Consider the following 19,910-nt stretch of genomic DNA (forward strand, 5'->3'; position numbering starts at 1 on the left):
GAATTAACTCTCCTCCACTATTGAAGCAAATTTCTCATATATATAGTCGACCGCTTCGCTCTTCATCCGATAGCTCACCCGGTTTGCGATTAAGCGGGTTGTAATCGGCATGATTTCTTCAAGTTCAACAAGCCCGTTTTCTTTCAGCGTACGCCCGGTCGATACAATATCAACAATCCTCTCCGCTAATCCGATAAGCGGTGCCAATTCGATAGAGCCATTCAGCTTAATCACTTCCACCTGCTGCCCCTGTTCACGAAAATATTTAGACGCCACTCGCGGGTACTTGGTGGCAACTCGGGGTGTACCGCCGGACGGCTTCCAGTCCGGTAACCCGGCGACCGCAAGGCGGCAACGGCTGATTTTTAAATCAAGCAGCTCATACACATCGCGCCCTTCCTCCAGAAGCACATCTTTTCCAACAACTCCGATATCAGCCACACCATACTCAACGTATGTCGGCACATCCGTCGGCTTGGCGAGAATAAATTCTAAATTCGCTTCCGGTACCGGAACAATAAGCTTGCGCGAATCATCAAACTCCGGAGGAAGAGAAACGCCGGCTTTGCGCAACAATTCTGCCGCTTCTTCGAAAATCCGGCCTTTCGGCATGGCTATAACCAATTTTTCTTCTGTTTTTACCGCCACGATGCTTCCTCCTCCGTCAGATCAATAACTTCTGCATATTGCGAAAAATCAAGGGCCGCAAGCTCTTCTTTCCGCTGCGCAATGACTACTGCACTGTTTTCCTCGCGCAACTTCCGCGCCCTCTCCAGCGCTTCCATACGCTGTTCCGCACTATATAAAATCAGGAATTTGCTCGGCTGTTCCGGCTGATAGTCCACCGCCTCCAGCAGGCTATCCATCTGCACCGCAAATCCGGTTGCAGGACACGGACGACCAAAGCGCGCCATCAGTCCGTCATAGCGGCCACCCGTGCAAATCGCAAACCCCTGATTGGCGGCATAGCCTTCAAAAAGAATACCTGTATAATAGTCCAAGTTGCGCAGCAAATTCAAATCGAGCAGGACATATTTTTCAACCTGATACGCCTCAAGCGCTTCCCACAATTGTCTTAAATTAGTAACAGCCTTGCGTGCCTGCCCGTTCACTGTGATAGATTCCGCCCTGTCGATCAGTTCCTTGCCGCCGCGCAGTTTCAGCAGTTCATAAAGCCGCGCTGCGTTTTCCCGCGAAAGATGCAACCCCTGTACATAATGACGGAAGCCTACATAATCGCGGTGATACAAAAATTCTTTCAGCCTTTCGCGGTCTTCCAGTCTTTGGACAATCTCCTCAAGCAGACCTTCAAGAAAACCGATATGACCCACCGCAATTTTAAACACTTTCACCCCTGCCGCTTTTAGAACAGATACAGCGAGCGCAATCGCTTCGGCATCCGCATCAACGGATGCTGAGCCGATATATTCAATTCCGAGTTGTGTAAACTCCGCATTACGCCCCGCTTCGTTTCTCTGCGCACGAAACACGTTCGCGGAATACATCAACCGCAACGGAAGCGGTTCTTCTTTCAAAAGCGAAGATGCGACCCTAGCAATAGGCGCCGTCATGTCCGGACGCAGAACGACGGTTTTGCCTTCGCTGTCCAGCAATTTAAACAATCTGTTATCGAGCGTTGCACTTGCTTCTCCGACCGTGTCGTAATATTCAAGCGTTGGGGTGCTAATTTCCTGGTATCCCCATTGTTTCATACAGGCTTTTACTCGCTTTTCCAGCCAGCGCTGTTTTTCGAGGAGATCGGGAAGGATATCCCGCATTCCCAGCGGTTTTTCAAATCCTAACGGCTTTGACATCCTGGCTTCTACTCCTTTTCTCTATCCTTTAGTTTGGTAGCGAACTAAAGGATTTCTCGTTGAGAGTAGTCTACCATTCATTGATTTATCCGTCAATACAAAAAAGCGAACCGGATCTTTCCGATTCGCTTTTTGCTGGCTAATGCGCCTTGCTTAAAAAATATATAAAATAGCAAATAATTTCATTCAACACTCTGTATAATTATTCGGATATTTAAGCGCTTGACATGGAGCCTCTGCGGGCATGATTTCTTGCAAAGGGTCAAGCTATATTAGGGTTGGCAACGCAAAGAAATCTATTATGTCCTTCACTCTATGCAAAGTTTTAAATATACAAAAAAATTATGCATAACCTTAATTGCCAAACAAAACCATGATGTTATCCATTTTCTCAAAATCCTTCTAATCGCTATTTTTAGTTCAGCTGCATCAAGATACAAACTCATTCAAAGCATTTCTAAAACACTTTAATGTTTTTTTCAGCCCACCCATTTTTTACATTTTGCAATAACGTCAGACGTTTTTTGTCTCATTAAAATATCGTAAATATTAAATTGTGACCATGACACTTCGCTAATGGCTTTGGCAAGATTATGATTTTTCAACATGTTCGATACCGACAAATCTTCCATCCCGATAATGTCGTGGTTTTTGACAATTTCGGTGGAAATTTTGTATAAGTAATCATTCCTTGCATTTTTAATTTTTTCATGAATACGAGCAACTTTTATTTTAGCTTTATACCAGTTTGAACCACCTTCTTTTCGTCTGCTCATAATCCGTTGGGCTTTCGCCAATTTTTCTTCTAATCTACGGAAAAATTTTGGATTTAAGTAAGTCGTTCCGTCTGACAAAATAGCAAAATCTTTCAGTCCCACATCAATACCGATAGCAGAATTAGTTTTAGGTAACTCGGAGACTTCTGTTTCAGTCGCTATAGATACAAAATATTTACCTGATGGATTTCTTCTAATCGTTGCACTTAAAATGCGTCCTTCTACTTCTCGGCTTTTTGCAAAACGAACAAGACCTAATTTTGGGAGTTTAATGTAATTGCCTTCTATAGAAATGTTTCCATTGGTATATTTTGTTGTATAAGACTGAACAGGATTCTTTTTAGATTTAAAGCGAGGATAATTTCCTTGCTTTTTGTAATATCTATCGAAAGCATTCGCTAGATTTTCAACAGACTTTTGCAAAGCAATGCTATCTACTTCTTTCAGAAAGGTATATTGTTTCTTAGTCTTTTTGTTTTTGTTGTGCTAAAAAATGATTGAAGACAAAGCGTGAACAGCCAAACGTTTTATTGATTAGTTCTTCCTGTTGTTTGTTTGGATAGATGCGGAATTTATATGCTTTGTTGACTAGCATTGAGTATCACCTCCTTATGCTCTCGAACAGTCGGACAATCGAGATGGCAAGTAGCCATCCCTTGTCCGAAGGCGATTCATCCCCCACCTACTCACTGGGCTACGCTCTTCACGTTTCTTGAGGTGGGGGGCTTCTCGCCTAAGTTAAGATAAATTAAATTTCAAAACAAATTAAATAAACTTAACTAAAATGTCATTATTTTTTTAATTTTATAATTTTTATTACTCTATATAAAATTATACCTATATAACATATTACTAATATAATTTGATAAATTATTGGAAAATCTTTTTTCGCATTAAAATATGCAAAATAAAATAAACCTACAGTTAAAATTAATATAGTAATAATTTCCTTTTTTAACATTTTTATACTCCTTTAAATATACATTTTATTCAATTTTTAGTATAATTTAAGATAAAATGGAAATAAATAATTATTATGAAAAAAAGAGGAAAAAAATATGAAAAAATTTTTCGTTTATTCATTATCTAGCGCTTTATTAGCAGGTAGTATTTTATCTGGAGCAGGTGCGGTATCAGCTGCCACTCAAGAAGAATTCCCAGCGGAAAATATCACTGTAAATCAATCAGTAAGCTTGGGAGAATTAATTTCTACTGGTAAAATTAAAAATGCAACCTTAAAAAATAGAATCTATTCAGTTACTTACGAAAAAGATCAACAAGAATATAAAGTTGAATATAACGGAAATACTGGTTTAGTAACTATAAATGGAGCAATCCAAGAAGGTTTTACATTTGAATATAATCCACAATTAGCCCTTAATTCTCAAAAATCTGTTGAATCTACAAATACTGTTAGCATAAATGCTGCAGCAGCTAAATCCGGATATTCATATGTCGGAACTTTAAAAGGTCACACAGATACAGCTAAAAATGCTTATAGCTTGGCTGTTCAGTTATCTTTATTGATTCCTGGGACTGGATGGGGAATTAATGCAGTAAAAGTTTTACTATTATATACTGACTACGATTTAAATGAGAAAATTCCTTCTAAGTACTATAAATATGATTTATATCAAAAAGGTTTCATGACTAATAATTGGTATCAATATAGCGTAACAACTTTATATGAAGACAAAAACTATAAAATAAAAAGCGGTGAATCTTGGACAAGTAATCCACAAAAAATTGATTTACCAAACAGCTAACAAGATAATTAATTCAAAAGTTTAAAATGACAAATAAGCTAGCTTCTTTTAGAAGAATATAGGACATTGTCTGCCCATTTTAATGAAAATTTGCCTTTAAAAGCGACATATTTAATTTTCCGAAAAACCCATTTATATCAATGGTTTGAGATGGATTTGGGGTGTTGCATATTTGCAACACCTCTCTATTAATCTCTTAAAAAATTACTTTCCTTCCAAAATGATTAACGTACTATTTTCAACTTTTTTATAAAAATTCATCTACATCATCTGTACGCACATTAATATAATGTTGCATAATCGTTTGATACGACTTATGTCCAGACTGTTTTGTGATTGTTGGAATGTCAGCTCCCTTTTGATACATTGAAGTAATTTTTGTTTTTCGAAAAGTGTATGGCGCAAACCCCAGCCAACTACGAATCGCTTGATTATAACTGATTTCTGAAATTTGTCTACTCGTATAATTCCCCCATTTATCGGCTGCCCCCACAAAATAATCATCTGGCTGCAGCTCAAACACTTGAATATACTTCTTCACGGCTTGCACACACTCAAGCGTTAGACGTTTTTCTTTCATCTCTCCCTGTTTCTTCATCATGACATTGACTGTACGATTCTCCAGATCAAAATCGCTTATTTTTAATCGGACCATTTAGGAAGGTCGATTTGCTGTAATCAAGTTCACTAAACAAATAGCTCTCTTTCGGATATCGCTCTTTTTATCCGTGTCATATCGATCAATCAATCGCAACACATCGCTTTGTTGCTCAGCCCGTTTTCCCTTCATTGGTTTGAGACGTAAAAATTCCTCTTCATTATATAACTGACGTAACAACTTAATTTGATTGGCCTGGTCTGGTGACATAGTTAATCCATACTCATTTGTAAGCCAATATTTAGTACCGGCTAAACGTCGATTAAAGGTCGATAACTTCACACGTTTCTTTACAATTAATTCATGCAAATACAACTCCAACGAGTCGAAATCCAGTGGTAAAAGGTTCTGATCACAAAATTTCGCGAATGCTTTAAAATCCGGTTTATACATGCGTAGTTGTTTATGGCTGACGAATGATACGCATAGGATTGCCGCCGACGAAGGCGCCTGGAGGAACATCCTGATTAACGAGCGTAGCCGCGGATACAACCGCTCCATCCCCGATGGTCACGCCTGGAAGAATCGTCGAATTTGCGCCAATCATCACACCTGAGCCGATTTTTACATTTCCCAAACGGTATTCGTCAATTAAATATTCATGGGCCAGAATTGTCGTATTATAACCAATAATCGTATTGGAGCCAATAGAAATCCGCTCTGGAAACATCGTATCAATCATCACCATTAACGCAACCGCCGTATTCTCGCCAATCCTCATCCCGAGAAACGTGCGATACATCCAGTTTTTTAGCGGCAGCCATGGGATATAGCGAGCCAGTTGTACAACAATAAAGCATTTTACCACTTTCCAAAAACTTACCGTTTTGTACATCTGCCAGAGCGAGTTTGGCCCCTGAACCGGATAGCGTTCGGTTTTCCGCTTCGCCATCTTCCACCTCTTACCATTGTCGAATTGGTTTTTTCACAATCTGGATCAGCTCCGTCATGTCACTCAACAAATAAGTCGGGTTAAAAGACGACAGAAAGGATGCGCCTTTCATGCTCCAGGCTACACCGGCGGAAGCAATGCCGGCGTTTTGTGCCGCCTGAATGTCATATTGGCTGTCTCCCACCATCAGCGTCCTGGCCGGATCGGCCTTCAAATTTTGCATCGCTTTCTGTATAGGCTCCGGATGTGGTTTATGGTTCTTGGTATCCTGGTAGCAAATCACGGTATCCATATATTTATCAAGCCCAAACAGACGTAAGCCCATCTCTGCCGTTTTGCGCTGTTTGGTAGTTACGATTCCCATTTTGATGCCCATTTCAGCAAGTTCTCCTACCGTCTCAAGCACGTTCGGAAACTCTTCCACCAGCTCATCATGTACGCGTTCATTATGTTCGCGATACACCTGTACCAATTCTTCCGCCCGCTCCGGATCGAATAATGCCATCTGATCGTACAACGGCTTGCCCATATGCGGAATGAGATCCTCCCGCGTATACTTACCGGGATAAAACTTTTCAAGCGTGTACATAAACGATGTGAGGATTAAGTTATTCGTATCGATTAAAGTTCCATCAAGATCAAATAAAACATATTCATATTGATACATCAATACACCTCGTTCCCTTCAAACCAAAATTCCGTTCTATGCTTCACCGTATCTTTTGGTAGCATATCCCATTTTTCGCAATACCACCATCATAATGAGTGCAAATGCGATGAGAAGCAGACTTATAACCTGAGCCATGCGCAGCGTTTCCGTCAACATTAAACTATCCGTACGCATTCCTTCCACAAAAAAGCGTCCGATAGAATACCAGATAACGTAAGTAAGGAACAGATCTCCTCGCTTTAACGGTAACAAGCGCCGGATGGTGATTAAAAGAATGAACCCGAGAAGATTCCAGAGCGATTCATACAAAAATGTCGGATGATAATACGAATATGTATTCGTCACCGGATCAAAAATGTACATCTGATTAATAATAAACTGCGGCAAATGCAAGTTCTGCAAGAATTCGAGACTCACCGGCCCCCCGTGCGCTTCCTGATTTATAAAATTGCCCCAGCGCCCGATGGCTTGTCCGATAATCAAACTCGGCGCAACCACGTCCACCAACCGCCAGAATGAAATTTTTTTGATGCGTGAATAAATATACGCTGTCAATATAGAAGCAATAAGCGCGCCGTGGATCGCAATGCCGCCGTGCCAGACGGCGATAATTTCCTCCGGGTGGGAACGATAATACTCATCCCAACGAAAAATCACGTAGTAAATACGCGCACCAATAATAGCAGCAGGCACCGCATACATCACAACGTCCATAATCGTTTCCGGATCCATGCCAACCTGTTTCGCTTCACGCAGCGCCAGTAGCAAGCCGACCAGCGCAGCCGTCCCCAGAATAATTCCGTACCAGTGTACGGATAACGGGCCCAGTTGAAATGCAATCGGATCAATCGCCTTCGTCATGTTGTGTTATGCCTCCTCGAATTCAAATATCTTCTACTGCTTCCTCGATCGTATCTGTCAGCTTCTTGCTGAACACAACCGCGGCGTTGTAGCCCATACGCTTCAAGCGGAAGTTCATGGCCGCCACTTCTACGATAACAGCTAGGTTGCGGCCCGGGCGCACCGGAATCGTAATCTGCGGCACTTCCGCGTCCATAATCTTTAGTTTTTCCTCATCAAGACCGAGGCGATCATATACTTTCTGCGGATCCCAAATTTCCAAACGAATAACAAGTGAGATTCGTTTGTAATTGCGAACAGCCCCGGCACCGAATAAGGTCATGACGTTAATGATCCCCAGCCCGCGAATTTCCAGCAGATGCTGGATCAGCTCCGGCGCGCTGCCAATCAACTGATTCTCCTGTGTCTGCCGGATTTCCACCGCATCGTCCGCGACAAGACGATGGCCGCGCTTGACAAGCTCCAGTGCAGTTTCACTTTTTCCAATCGCGCTTTGTCCTACCAACAAAACGCCGACCCCGTATACATCGACCAATACCCCGTGCATTGTGGTCGTTGGAGCAAGCCGTCCTTCCAGATATGTAGTCAGCTTACTGGATAACTTGGTAGTTGGAAGCGACGAAATCAACACCGGAATGCTGCGAGCCTCCGATTGACGAATCATCTCTTCCGGCACTTCGCAGCCATGTGCTATGCATATGCAAGGCGTTTTCTCATCAAGCAACTTGTTAATCCGCTCTTCTCGTTCAGCTTCACCAAGCGTTACAAAAAAGCCCAGTTCCGTTTTGCCAAGAAGTTGTATGCGCTCAGCCGCATAAAAATTAAAATACCCCGCCATTTCAAGGCCAGGACGGCTAATATCGCTTACCGTAATCTCGCGCCGCAACCCCGCTTTTCCGCTCACTACCTTCAGCTGAAAGTGATTCACAATGTCGCGCACCTGGGTTTTCTTCAAGAAGCTCCACCCTTTCCCTACATCATAATATTTTAATTGTATCATACAGCCATTATGAATTTGAAAATACGAGTCAAAAAACGGGACGACCAAACAGCACACACATCCCTTTTCCGAAAAAACATACGTGAGATGGAAAAGCAATGAAAACGTTTGGCGTCCCGTTCTTTATGGATTGCCGTATCTCCTTTATGGCTGCATCTGCAAACGTGCTTCAGAGCGCTTGCGGTCACGCTCCAAAATCGGCGCCAGGAATTGTCCGGTGTACGATTCTTCAACCTTGACGACCTCTTCCGGCGTGCCTTCTGCGACAATCATCCCACCGCGGCTACCACCTTCCGGCCCAAGATCGATAATATAGTCGGCCGTTTTAATGACGTCCAGATTGTGCTCAATCACAAGCACGCTGTCACCGGCATCCACCAGGCGCTGCAACACTTTCAACAGGCGGTCAATATCATCAATATGAAGGCCTGTCGTCGGTTCATCCAAAATGTACAGCGTCTTGCCGTTACTGCGGCGGTACAACTCTGAAGCCAGCTTCACGCGCTGGGCTTCCCCGCCCGACAGCGTGGTGGCCGGCTGACCAAGCTTAATATAGCCAAGTCCCACATCATACAACGTTTGCAATTTGCGTTGAATGCGCGGAATGTTTTTAAAGAACTCCAGTGCATCCTCTACCGTCATTTCCAAAACATCAGCAATATTTTTGCCTTTGTAGCGCACTTCCAGCGTCTCGCGATTGTACCGTTTGCCATGACATACTTCACACGGCACGTATACATCTGGCAAAAAATGCATTTCGATCTTGATAATGCCGTCGCCGCGGCATGCTTCGCACCGGCCGCCTTTTACATTGAAACTAAACCGACCCTTTTGGTAGCCACGCACCTTCGCTTCATTCGTCTGCGCGAACAGATCGCGAATATCATCAAACACTCCGGTGTATGTAGCCGGATTGGAGCGCGGCGTCCGCCCGATCGGAGACTGGTCGATGTCAATCACTTTATCCAGGTGTTCAAGCCCTTCCAGCTTGCGGTATGCGCCCGGTTTTTGCTTTGATTTGTGCAATTCGCGGGCCAGCGCTTTATGCAAAATTTCATTAATAAGCGTCGATTTGCCCGAACCGGACACTCCGGTTACACACGTAAACACGCCGAGCGGCACTTTCAAATTCACATTGCGCAGGTTGTTTTCCTTCGCCCCGAGCACTTTAATCCATTTGCCGTTCGGCTTGCGACGCTCCAGCGGCACCGGGATGAATTTTCGGCCGCTCAAGTACTGACCTGTTAGCGAATGTTCATCATTCATCACTTCCTGAGGCGTACCCTGCGCCACAACCCGTCCGCCGTGGATGCCAGCCCCCGGCCCAATGTCAATAATATAATCAGCTGCCAGCATTGTATCCTCGTCATGTTCAACGACGATCAACGTGTTGCCTAAATCGCGCATATGTTCAAGCGTCTTGATCAGGCGGGCGTTATCGCGCTGGTGCAGACCAATGCTCGGCTCATCAAGAATATATAGTACACCCATCAGACTGGAACCGATCTGCGTCGCCAGACGAATGCGCTGAGCTTCTCCGCCTGACAACGTGCCAGCGGAACGACTCATCGTTAAATAATCAAGACCGACATCGATTAAGAACTGCAGGCGCGCTTTAATCTCTTTCAAAATCAGGCGGGCAATCTGCATTTCTTTTTCCGTCAGCTTGAGGTTATCGAAAAACATGTAGGCGTCGGCAACGGACAAATCGGTAACGTATGCGATGTTTTTCCCGTTGATCAGCACGGACAATACTTCCGGACGAAGACGGTGCCCTTTGCACGCCGGGCATTTTTTCTGACTCATATACATCTCCAACTGCTGGCGCACATGGTCAGATCCCGTTTCACGATAGCGCCGTTGTACGTTGTTCACGACTCCTTCAAACGTCATATACGTATCGCGCACCGTTGGGCTAAAATCGCTCTTGTAGCGAAAATGTATTTGTTCGTTACCGCTCCCGTACAACAGCACATGCTGCTGCTCTTCCGTCAGTTCTTCGAACGGCTTGTCCATATCGATGTTATAATGTTTGGCCACACAGGTCAAAATCTGCTCATAATAATTAGAAGTAGCGCTGTTCCATGGCTCCAACGCGCCTTCGTTAATGCTTTTGGACGGGTCCGGTACAACTAAATCCGGATCGACTTCTAGCTGACTGCCCAAACCGTCACATTTGGAGCAGGCACCGAACGGACTGTTGAATGAGAACATACGCGGTTCCAAATCCGGCATGCTAAACCCGCATATCGGGCATGCGAGATTCTGACTGAACAGCAGTTCTTCCTGTCCGATAATATCCACCAATACCCGTCCTTCGGCAAGGCGCAACGCTGTCTCCAACGAATCGGCAAGACGGCTCTGGATGCCTTCTTTTACTACAATCCGGTCAACGACCACTTCAATCGAGTGCTTCTTATTTTTCTCTAGCTTGATCTCTTCCGATAGATCGCGCACTTCTCCATCAATGCGAACGCGCACATAACCCTGGGTACGAATTTCATTAAGCAGCTTCACATGCTCGCCTTTACGTCCCTGCACAAGTGGCGCGAGGATTTGCAGGCGCGTTTTTTCCGGATAAGCGAGAATACGATCTACCATCTGCTCCACGGTTTGCGCCGTAATCTCCACGCCGTGTTCCGGGCAATACGGCCGCCCAATGCGGGCAAAAAGAAGACGGAGATAATCGTAAATCTCCGTGACCGTTCCCACGGTAGATCGCGGATTGCGGCTCGTCGTCTTCTGATCAATGGAAATAGCCGGTGACAAGCCGTCGATAGAGTCCACATCTGGTTTGTCCATCTGCCCAAGGAACTGGCGCGCATACGCGGAAAGGGATTCGACATAGCGCCGTTGTCCTTCCGCGTAAATCGTGTCAAACGCCAGCGAAGATTTGCCTGAACCGGACAGCCCAGTCAATACAACGAACTTGTCGCGTGGAATCGTGACGTCTATATTTTTTAGATTATGGGCGCGTGCGCCCTTGATGACAATATTTTCGCGGCTCATCTGTTCTTTCATCCCTCCGCTTTTAACTCAAGAATTAAATCGCGCAATTCAGCGGCGCGCTCAAAATTCAACGCGCGCGCTGCCTCTTTCATTTCGGCTTCAAGACGCGCAATAACGTCCTTCTTCTCCTTCTTGCTCAGCTTGCTGTACGCTTTCTGCGGCAAATATTCTTCCTGTTCCTCCGCTACCTTTGTCGCTTCAATCACATCGCGCACCGCTTTACGAACGGTCTGCGGCGTAATGCCATGCTCTTCGTTATACGCAATCTGTTTTTTGCGGCGGCGGTACGTCTCTTCCACCGCACGCTCAATCGATTGCGTCATTTTGTCAGCATACATAATGACGTGACCATTGGCGTTGCGCGCGGCCCGGCCAATCGTCTGAATCAAGGAGCGCTCATTGCGCAAGAATCCTTCTTTATCGGCGTCGAGAATGGCCACTAGCGAAACTTCTGGTATATCCAATCCTTCCCGCAGAAGATTGATTCCAATCAGTACATCGAACACTCCCAGACGCAAATCGCGGATAATCTGCATCCGTTCAATCGTTTTAATATCCGAGTGTAAATAGCGAACTTTGACTCCGACTTCTTTCAAGTAATCCGTTAAATCTTCGGCCATCTTCTTTGTAAGCGTCGTGATAAGTACGCGCTCATTCTTCACGATGCGCTCGTTAATCTCGCCTAGCAAGTCGTCGATCTGACCTTTGGTCGGGCGAATATCAATCGTCGGATCAAGCAGCCCGGTTGGACGAATCACCTGTTCCACTACGTCCGGCGCTTTCTCAAGTTCATACGGCCCAGGCGTCGCTGATACATAAATAATCTGATGGATATGTTTCTCGAATTCTTCGAATGTCAACGGGCGGTTGTCTGCGGCGGACGGCAGGCGGAATCCGTGTTCGATTAGCATATCCTTACGTGCTTTATCTCCATTGTACATGCCGCGGATTTGCGGCAATGTAATATGCGACTCGTCCACCATAATGAGAAAATCGTCGGGAAAGTAATCAAGCAGCGTATACGGCGTCGCCCCCGGGGGCAATCCGTTCAGGTGGCGCGAATAATTCTCCACGCCGGAGCAATAGCCCATTTCCTGCAACATCTCAATATCGTAGCGGGTTCGTTGTTCAAGGCGCTGCGCTTCCAAAAGCTTTCCTTTCCCTTTCAGGTAGGCAAGCCGTTCTTCCAGTTCTTCCTCAATACTTTTGATGGCCCGCCGCAGACGCTCCGGGCCGGTCACATAGTGAGAAGCCGGAAAAATCGCCACATGCTCGCGCTCATGCAGCACCGCTCCGGTTAACGTATCAATCTCAGTGATACGCTCAATCTCGTCACCGAAAAACTCAACGCGAATCGCATGTTCACTGTTGGAAGCCGGGAAAATTTCCACGACATCGCCGCGTACCCGGAACGTGCCACGCGTGAAATTGACGTCATTCCGGTTGTACTGAATATCTATCAGCCTGCGCAGCACCTCATCCCGGCTTTTTTCCATGCCGCGACGCAAGGAAAGAAGCATAGCGCCGTATTCCTGCGGCGAACCTAAACCATAAATACAGGACACACTGGCAACAATGATGACATCATTGCGCTCGAACAAGGCGCTGGTGGCCGAGTGGCGCAGTTTATCGATTTCCTCATTGATGCTGGCATCCTTCTCAATGTACGTATCCGACTGTGGAATATATGCTTCCGGCTGGTAATAGTCGTAATAGCTTACGAAATACTCAACTGCGTTGTTCGGGAAAAATTCTTTGAACTCGCTAGCAAGTTGCGCCGCAAGCGTCTTGTTGTGCGCAATGACAAGCGTCGGTTTATTAACTTTACTGATCACCTGAGCCATCGTAAATGTTTTCCCCGTTCCTGTAGCCCCAAGCAAAGTCTGATGTTTTTTACCGTTCACAATTCCTTCCGTCAGCTTCGCAATGGCGGTCGGCTGGTCCCCTTTCGGTTCGTAATCGGAGACAAGCTCGAACTTTTTGTTGAGCTTTTCCAAAGTTTCACCATTCCTTCTATTAAAATGCTGCCATTAATTATATCACATTATATTTACGAAAAAGGGGGTTCCAGAAATTTTTTTCGAACTAATGTTCCGATCAAATTTGTAAAGAATAAGAGCAACCCTCTCCTTCTCCCCAAGCGCTTTTGCCTTTTTCGCTTCATACGCAAAAATACGCAAAAGAGGCAACCCAGCAACGGGGAAAAAGAGAGGGCTGTCATCCCTACTCCGTCAAACTAATTCCTTTAAGCCAGCGATAACCAATGTACGTTCCGGCGAAGCCGCTGGCAACGCCTAATAAAATAACCGGCAGAGGCTGCTTCGGACCATCGAAGACAGCCATCATGATGCCAAGGGTCACAATGGCGCCTACCCATATATTAAGTGCCACACGCGAAATCACCGCCGCGAGAAGAAGCGGAACGAGTAAGGCAAGCACGTATTTTATGATCATAATGTTACATCCTTTCCCTGTTCAAAGGGGACTTCATACGATTCATTGTTGCGGCGCGTCCGGACTTTGCGGAATAAACCGAATAATCGGTTGTACCCTCCCTGTTCAACATATTCGTCCGTTTCTACATCAGGCGCCAAGATAAGCCCCAGTTGATGGTGATCACCCTGATATACAGAACGCTGAACATACTTAATATGTCCTTCCCTGTTCATTACTTCCATTTTACAGAAAGCCGATTGCCGCTGCAATGCCAGATAAATCGCCGCTTTATTGTTAATTTCGCGTCCGTTAATACGCAAAATTACATCGCCCGTAATAATTTCCATCTCATCCGCCGGACTTCCCGGCACAACAGCCAATACCCGGACACCTTTTTTCAATTGCACATATAGCGGAGTATACAATCGACGCTGCCATTTCCCGTAAATACGAAACGCCTCATGCCCAAGCAGGGAAAGCAGACCTCCGAATACAGCGACAGGAAGCCAATACACGCCCGCCCAGGCCAGCACAAACAGCAAAATCCCGAATAGCATGATTCGTCTGCCCGCCTGTTTCGCTTTCTCCTGCGGTGTAGACAATACCGCCAAATCAGCATATCCGATTACGGTTGGGATCGGCAATAAACTCAATGCCGCTGCTCCCGCGTAAAAAAGCGGCCACCAGCCGGATGCATCTATAGCATAAGTGCCGCCCGGAACACCTGATACAAACAACACAGCCGGGATCATCCAATATTTTTGAATCACATATGCACCAACTACCCGTCCGCGCTGGCTTTTGATCAGTACAGGAGAGAATCCTTGTTTCGGCGTCAATTGCACAAGCAACCCTTCAGCAATATGCAGTAAAGCGACCAGTGCCAAAACGCCTGGAATATTCACTGCCCGCAGCCATAGAAGCAATTGGCCAAGCCATCCATCCGCACCATCAGGCGGAACCAATCTTGCCAAAACCGACACAATCGCTAAAAAACCGCCGCTGTATGCGAATGATAAAAAGCGAATGTTTATCAAAGCAAAAAGGATGCTTATCCCCCATAACAGCACAACATCATAATAGGAAAGAGCGATTCCGAAGAGAAGCAGAAGCGCGGAAACACCCACGCCCGCAAGCGCACCCAGCAGAAGCGAGCGGAGGAGCTCTCCCGGCGCCGAAGTCAAACGCACATGAAACAGCTTGCGCTCCTGAACAACCTGTTTATGATAGTGCCAAAACAAAAGCAAAGCAAATATATACAAAGCAGGACTTAATAAAAACTTCGGAATCTGTATCAGTACATCCAGCAAGAATCCTGACCAATCACCCATTTCCCATCCTCCGATTTAAAAAATCGAGCCAACATATGCCAGTGTCCTTTGAAACCAATCATCCTGTAAGAAAAACCACTTCTATTATAGTAAAGAAAAAGCCACGACATAAAGGCCGTGGTTCTATAATTCTACAAACGGTAGGGCGAACCCTCCCTGATTTCTAATTTGTCTGTTGGGATAATACTTCGATGGCCGCCTGTAGTTGCAAATCGTTTTTCGGGTCTCGAATGCGTTTTATCAACTCTTCCTGCATCAAACCTGCCGTTTTTTTATCTACCTTGCCGGTCATCGGCAGCTGGTGCAGATTTTGGAAGATTTTAACCGCTGCTTCCGTGCGAGCGTCAAAATACCCGTCCATGCGACCCGGCGCCTGTCCAAGTCCTTTGAGAATTAATTGCAAATTCTTCACATCAGAGCTTGTCATATCGCGCTTCAGTTCCACACCATCCGGTAACAGAACCGCTTTGAAATAATCAGGTTGCTCAATTTTCACATCCGGTATTACGCCTTTTTTGTGAATCCAGGTACCGTCCGGTGTCAACCATTTGGCTACCGTGATTTTCAATTGGCTGTCATCTTCGAGCGGCATCGTGTTCTGCACGGTTCCTTTGCCAAATGTATTCGTGCCGACGACTTTATATCCGCTGCTTTGCAGCGCGGCAGCCAGGATTTCTGAAGCGCTGGCACTTCCCTTGTCCGTCAGCACAACGATCGGATATGCAGCTTTTCCTTTCTCGGAACGAAACACTTCCTTTTTACCATCACTATATTGAATTTGTAAAATAATCCCCTTATCCGGCACAAGCAAATTTCCAATCTCCACAACAGAATCCAGCAAGCCGCCCGGATTGCCGCGCACATCAACAATCAAGCCATCGATTCCTTTTTCTTCAAGCTTTTGCAATTCATTAGCAAAGTGTTTAGCCGTATCCTGTGAGAACTGGGTAATCTCCAGCTTGCCGAACGTTTTGCCATCACGCTGAATCGTTTCGCTGTAAACCGTCTCAATCGGGATATCATCACGGATAACCACGATACGCAACGGTTCGGATAAACCTGGACGCATGATTTCAAGCTCCGCCTTCGTTCCTTTTGGCCCGCGGATATGCATCACCGCGTCACTTAAGCTCATCCCTTGCAAGCTTTTGCCGTTAACTTTCAAAATTTGATCTTCTGGACGAAGGCCCGCTTTCTCAGCAGGGGAACCTTTGATCGGAGAAACGATGGTTACCCGGTCATTCTTCAGTGTTACTTCCGCACCGATACCTTCAAACGTTGATTGCAAAGACGAATTAAAGTCTTTCGTTTCTTTCTGATTCATATAATCGGAGAACGGATCATCGAGCGTCTTCACCATCCCCTCGATGGCGCCATCAATCAGCTTGGCTTTATCCTGCTTCTCCAATGCTGTATTTTCGATTAACTGATAAGCTTCGTACACTTTTGCGAAATCGGGATTTTGCGGTACTGCCTGTCCCGACGCCGCCTGTCCCTCAGGCACGCGGGTGCCGTTCTGACCGAAACCCTGTCCAAAAAATTTGGCCGCCGCTAAGGTAACAATGCTGGTGGAAACGACGACAAGAAGAAGCATCACAAAAAGCGTACGGCGTTTTACATACAATATAAAAACACCACCTTTGATCAATCCGATTTACCACCTAGTATATGACAGATATATCAGGGATATATCTGTTATTGCCAAATTATCGCAAATATGACATCGGATCGACTTTCTGACCATTACGAATGACTGTAAAGTGCAAATGCGGGCCGGTAGCACGCCCCGTAGAACCGACTTCCGCAATCTTTTGGCCCGCCTTTACCTCCTGCCCCTCAGACACGACAATTCCACCATGACGGATGTGGGCATACAATGTGCTTAAGCCGTTTCCATGATAAATAATAACAGTATTGCCATACCCATTCATATAACCTGTGGAAGCTACCACACCATCCGCAGCCGCATAAATCGGCGTTCCCTGCGGAGCAGCCAAATCGGTGCCATCGTGGAACTTACGGGTATGAAGAATCGGGTGAATACGATAGCCAAAAGAAGAAGACATGCGAGCACCGGAAACAGGCCAAACGAACTGCCCACCGGAATGAACGGGCGGCAGAGACCAGCTTCCGGCATCAGAAGAAGAGGCACGGCGAGCCTCTTCTTCTGCCCGACGTTTCTCTTCGATCTTCTGCTGTAGCTGATTGACAAGCTCAAGCGACGCATGCTCCTGTTCCTCCTGGATTTCTAGCAATTCGCCCTCTTTTGCTATCAACTCTTTCAGAATACGCTCCCGCTCCTGTTTCTGCTCTTCAAGCTGCGCGGCCAGCTGCTGGGCTTCTGCCTGCATTCTCTTTAAATTCTGCAATTCTGTTTCGATTTGTTTCTTTTTCTCCGCAATAATGTCACGGTCGCGCTTATTGTCTTCAAGAATCGTCACGTCCTGTTCAACAATCGACTTCACAGCATCCAATCTTTCAAGAAAGTCACTGAAATCCTGGGAGCCCAGCAAAACTTCCAGATAAGAGATGTCCCCTGCTTCATAAATAGCGGATACGCGTGTTTTTAGCAATTTGTCGCGCTTCTCTACTCGGATAATGGCTTCTTGAAGCTGCTTGGCCGCTTGCTTCAGTTCAGCAGTTGTTTTCTCGATCTCTTTGTTTAACTCGTCGATTTTCGCCTGGGTTTCATTCATCTTCAAATCAATGCTCATGATATCTTCTTTGGTCGACTGTTGCTGTGCTTGGATACTACTAATTTGCTGTTTGATTGAGCTTACTCTATTCTTTGCTATCTGACTCTCTCGCTTAATTCTATCAATTTCCTTTTGAACATTCGCGACTTCATTAGCCTGGCTGACCGCCGGAGTCATTCCCGTAAAAAGAATGGTAGCCGCCAGCGGAATCAGGAACTTCTTCGCCATCTTTTCCTCCTCATAATTCTTGATTTTTTATATATGTAAAAACCGTCGCACGGACATTAAGCTTCCCCAGATACCAATAAAAGCGCCGATTCCAAGCAACACAAGCGAAACTTCCAGCATAAGCGGATATATCGGCAAAAGATGCAAAAAATAAAGCGCAAGCTGTTGCTCCACAAAATCTAGCAAAGAGGCGTATCCTACACTTAAGACAATGATCGGCACAATAGCGCCAATGATCCCCATAAGTGCTCCTTCCACAAAAAACGGCCACCGGATAAAGCCGTTGGTCGCGCCAACAAGCTTCATAATCTCGATTTCCCGGCGCCGTGCTATAATGGTTAATTTAATCGTATTGGCAATCAAAAACATTGCCGTAAACGCAAGGGCAATAATAAATGCCACGATGACAAAGCGAATCACATCCGTTACGGCGAACAGCTTCTTCGTCGTTTGCTCAGCATAGTTAACCTTCTTCACACCGTCGATCGCTTCGATTTTCTGAGCCAAGGCTCCGGTTTGCTGCGGTGTTTTCGCTTTGACAATAAAGGTGTCCGGCAAAGGATTTTCTTTCTCCAGTCCGTTCAAATAGTCACGTTTATCGCCAAAACTTTCTTTCAAGTTCTTCAGCCCTTCTTCTTTTGAAACAAACCTCACCTCGGCGGCGTCAGGCAGCTTCTTAAGCGCGCCTTCCACCTTCTTCACCGTTGCATCGTCAGCTGTTACGTCGAGTGAAACACGAATCTCGACCTGTTTCTCCACGGTCTGGACAAGGTGCTGAATGTTCATCGCCATCATCAAAAAAACGCCGAGAATTAAGAGAGTAATCATCACCGCGCTAATAGAAGCGAACGTCATCCAGCCATTCCGGCCAAGATTCTTGAATCCTTCGCGCATGTGACGGGAAAGCGTGCTAGTCTTCATAGCCATACTCCCCTCTCTGCTCATCCCGAACGATCCGTCCTGCCTCAATCGCAATCACCCGCTTGCGCAGGCTATTTACAATTTCTTTATTATGTGTAGCCATAACAATGGTTGTCCCGCCCCGATTTATCTCGAGCAATGTCTGCATAATATCCATCGATGTCTCCGGATCAAGATTTCCGGTCGGTTCATCGGCGATAATGAGATCAGGTCGATTTACAATCGCGCGCGCAATTGCCACGCGTTGCTGTTCCCCTCCGGACAACTGGTCAGGAAGTGAGCGCGCTTTGTGTTTCAGCCTTACAAGCTCCAACACTTCCATTACGCGCGGCTTAATTTTTTTCCTGGACTCTTCAATAACTTCCATTGCAAACGCTACGTTTTCGTAGACGGTCAGTTTCGGAAGTAGCTTAAAGTCCTGAAAAACGACACCAATCTTCCGCCGCAGATAAGGAATTTGACGCTCTTTGAGACGATTGATATGAAAATCGTTAATCACAATTTGCCCTTTTGTCGCTTTTTCCTCGCGGTACATCAGTTTAATAAACGTTGATTTTCCCGCACCGCTCGGTCCGACGACATAGACGAACTCCCCGTCTTTGATGCGGACATCAATTCCCTGAAGGGCCACGGTTCCGTTCGGATACGTCTTCCATACATCCTGCATTTCTATCAAAAAAATCACCCAAACTATAATTTTTTCTATCGCTTCCGTGGAAATGACATCATCCAACAATAAACGCCTTTTCTATTATACCATTTGTCGAGCAAAACGCATGAAGAATCGCACATTATTTCCGACAATTTTCTAGCAAAAAAAACATCCCCTTCTTGTAAAAGGGGATGGCCTCA

Annotated in this window: 17 protein-coding genes and 1 pseudogene; 1 reads left to right on the forward strand and 17 read right to left on the reverse strand. The window is 45.6% G+C overall.

The features are described 5' to 3' along the window. Positions 1 to 3: 3 nt before the first annotated feature. From hisG to K3F53_RS16705, 3 genes and pseudogenes are all read right to left on the reverse strand, one after another. Positions 4 to 651, reverse strand: a complete 648-nt coding sequence (gene hisG, locus K3F53_RS16695; protein ID WP_091261164.1) for an ATP phosphoribosyltransferase — start codon at positions 649 to 651, stop codon at positions 4 to 6. After that, positions 639 to 1,814, reverse strand: coding sequence for an ATP phosphoribosyltransferase regulatory subunit (locus K3F53_RS16700; protein WP_091261166.1), 1,176 nt, complete (start codon positions 1,812 to 1,814; stop codon positions 639 to 641). Before K3F53_RS16700 ends, hisG begins: the two co-directional genes overlap by 13 nt. Positions 1,815 to 2,365: 551 nt before the next feature. After that, positions 2,366 to 3,185, reverse strand: a pseudogene (locus tag K3F53_RS16705) (RNA-guided endonuclease TnpB family protein); the annotation flags it as partial. A 463-nt stretch (positions 3,186 to 3,648) separates the two neighbouring features. Here K3F53_RS16705 and K3F53_RS16710 point away from each other — a divergent pair. Then, a complete protein-coding gene (locus tag K3F53_RS16710) occupies positions 3,649 to 4,356 on the forward strand; it encodes a hypothetical protein (RefSeq protein ID WP_057897543.1) in 708 nt (235 codons plus the stop codon). 247 nt (positions 4,357 to 4,603) lie between these two features. Here K3F53_RS16710 and K3F53_RS16715 read toward each other — a convergent pair whose 3' ends face one another. From K3F53_RS16715 to ftsE, 14 genes are all read right to left on the reverse strand, one after another. Further along, the gene (locus K3F53_RS16715) at positions 4,604 to 5,011 is read right to left on the reverse strand and encodes a site-specific integrase (RefSeq protein ID WP_082705850.1); all 408 of its coding nucleotides are present in this window, start codon (positions 5,009 to 5,011) and stop codon (positions 4,604 to 4,606) included. Continuing rightward, entirely contained in the window at positions 5,012 to 5,323 is a 312-nt protein-coding gene (locus tag K3F53_RS16720; RefSeq protein WP_057897541.1) for a hypothetical protein, read from the reverse strand. It lies immediately after the preceding gene. Positions 5,324 to 5,417: 94 nt separating this feature from the next. After that, the gene (locus K3F53_RS16725) at positions 5,418 to 5,906 is read right to left on the reverse strand and encodes an acyltransferase (protein WP_057897540.1); all 489 of its coding nucleotides are present in this window, start codon (positions 5,904 to 5,906) and stop codon (positions 5,418 to 5,420) included. A 10-nt stretch (positions 5,907 to 5,916) separates the two neighbouring features. After that, the gene (ppaX, locus tag K3F53_RS16730; RefSeq protein WP_057897539.1) at positions 5,917 to 6,573 is read right to left on the reverse strand and encodes a pyrophosphatase PpaX; all 657 of its coding nucleotides are present in this window, start codon (positions 6,571 to 6,573) and stop codon (positions 5,917 to 5,919) included. Between the two features lie 36 nt (positions 6,574 to 6,609). Next, a complete protein-coding gene (gene lgt / locus K3F53_RS16735) occupies positions 6,610 to 7,437 on the reverse strand; it encodes a prolipoprotein diacylglyceryl transferase (protein WP_057897538.1) in 828 nt (275 codons plus the stop codon). A 22-nt stretch (positions 7,438 to 7,459) separates the two neighbouring features. Beyond that, on the reverse strand, positions 7,460 to 8,392 hold the full coding sequence (gene hprK / locus K3F53_RS16740) for an HPr(Ser) kinase/phosphatase (RefSeq protein ID WP_057897537.1): 933 nt from the start codon (positions 8,390 to 8,392) through the stop codon (positions 7,460 to 7,462). 189 nt (positions 8,393 to 8,581) lie between these two features. Further along, a complete protein-coding gene (uvrA, locus tag K3F53_RS16745; protein WP_057900214.1) occupies positions 8,582 to 11,446 on the reverse strand; it encodes an excinuclease ABC subunit UvrA in 2,865 nt (954 codons plus the stop codon). An 8-nt stretch (positions 11,447 to 11,454) separates the two neighbouring features. Further along, the gene (gene uvrB, locus K3F53_RS16750; protein ID WP_057897536.1) at positions 11,455 to 13,443 is read right to left on the reverse strand and encodes an excinuclease ABC subunit UvrB; all 1,989 of its coding nucleotides are present in this window, start codon (positions 13,441 to 13,443) and stop codon (positions 11,455 to 11,457) included. A gap of 226 nt (positions 13,444 to 13,669) precedes the next feature. Then, on the reverse strand, positions 13,670 to 13,900 hold the full coding sequence (locus K3F53_RS16755; protein ID WP_057897535.1) for a DUF2198 family protein: 231 nt from the start codon (positions 13,898 to 13,900) through the stop codon (positions 13,670 to 13,672). Further along, positions 13,897 to 15,213 (reverse strand): PDZ domain-containing protein, encoded by a 1,317-nt coding sequence (locus K3F53_RS16760; protein ID WP_057897534.1) that lies wholly within the window; start codon positions 15,211 to 15,213, stop codon positions 13,897 to 13,899. Before K3F53_RS16760 ends, K3F53_RS16755 begins: the two co-directional genes overlap by 4 nt. A gap of 163 nt (positions 15,214 to 15,376) precedes the next feature. Beyond that, positions 15,377 to 16,837, reverse strand: coding sequence for a S41 family peptidase (locus K3F53_RS16765; RefSeq protein ID WP_091261178.1), 1,461 nt, complete (start codon positions 16,835 to 16,837; stop codon positions 15,377 to 15,379). Between the two features lie 82 nt (positions 16,838 to 16,919). Beyond that, positions 16,920 to 18,137 (reverse strand): murein hydrolase activator EnvC family protein, encoded by a 1,218-nt coding sequence (locus K3F53_RS16770; protein ID WP_057897533.1) that lies wholly within the window; start codon positions 18,135 to 18,137, stop codon positions 16,920 to 16,922. Positions 18,138 to 18,164: 27 nt separating this feature from the next. Next, positions 18,165 to 19,058 (reverse strand): permease-like cell division protein FtsX, encoded by an 894-nt coding sequence (gene ftsX, locus K3F53_RS16775; protein ID WP_057897532.1) that lies wholly within the window; start codon positions 19,056 to 19,058, stop codon positions 18,165 to 18,167. Then, positions 19,048 to 19,734, reverse strand: a complete 687-nt coding sequence (ftsE, locus tag K3F53_RS16780; RefSeq protein WP_057900212.1) for a cell division ATP-binding protein FtsE — start codon at positions 19,732 to 19,734, stop codon at positions 19,048 to 19,050. The genes ftsX and ftsE overlap by 11 nt, the downstream gene beginning before the upstream one ends. Positions 19,735 to 19,910: the final 176 nt, after the last annotated feature.

Source organism: Aneurinibacillus thermoaerophilus, assembly GCF_019603355.1.
Lineage (GTDB): Bacteria > Bacillota > Bacilli > Aneurinibacillales > Aneurinibacillaceae > Aneurinibacillus > Aneurinibacillus thermoaerophilus.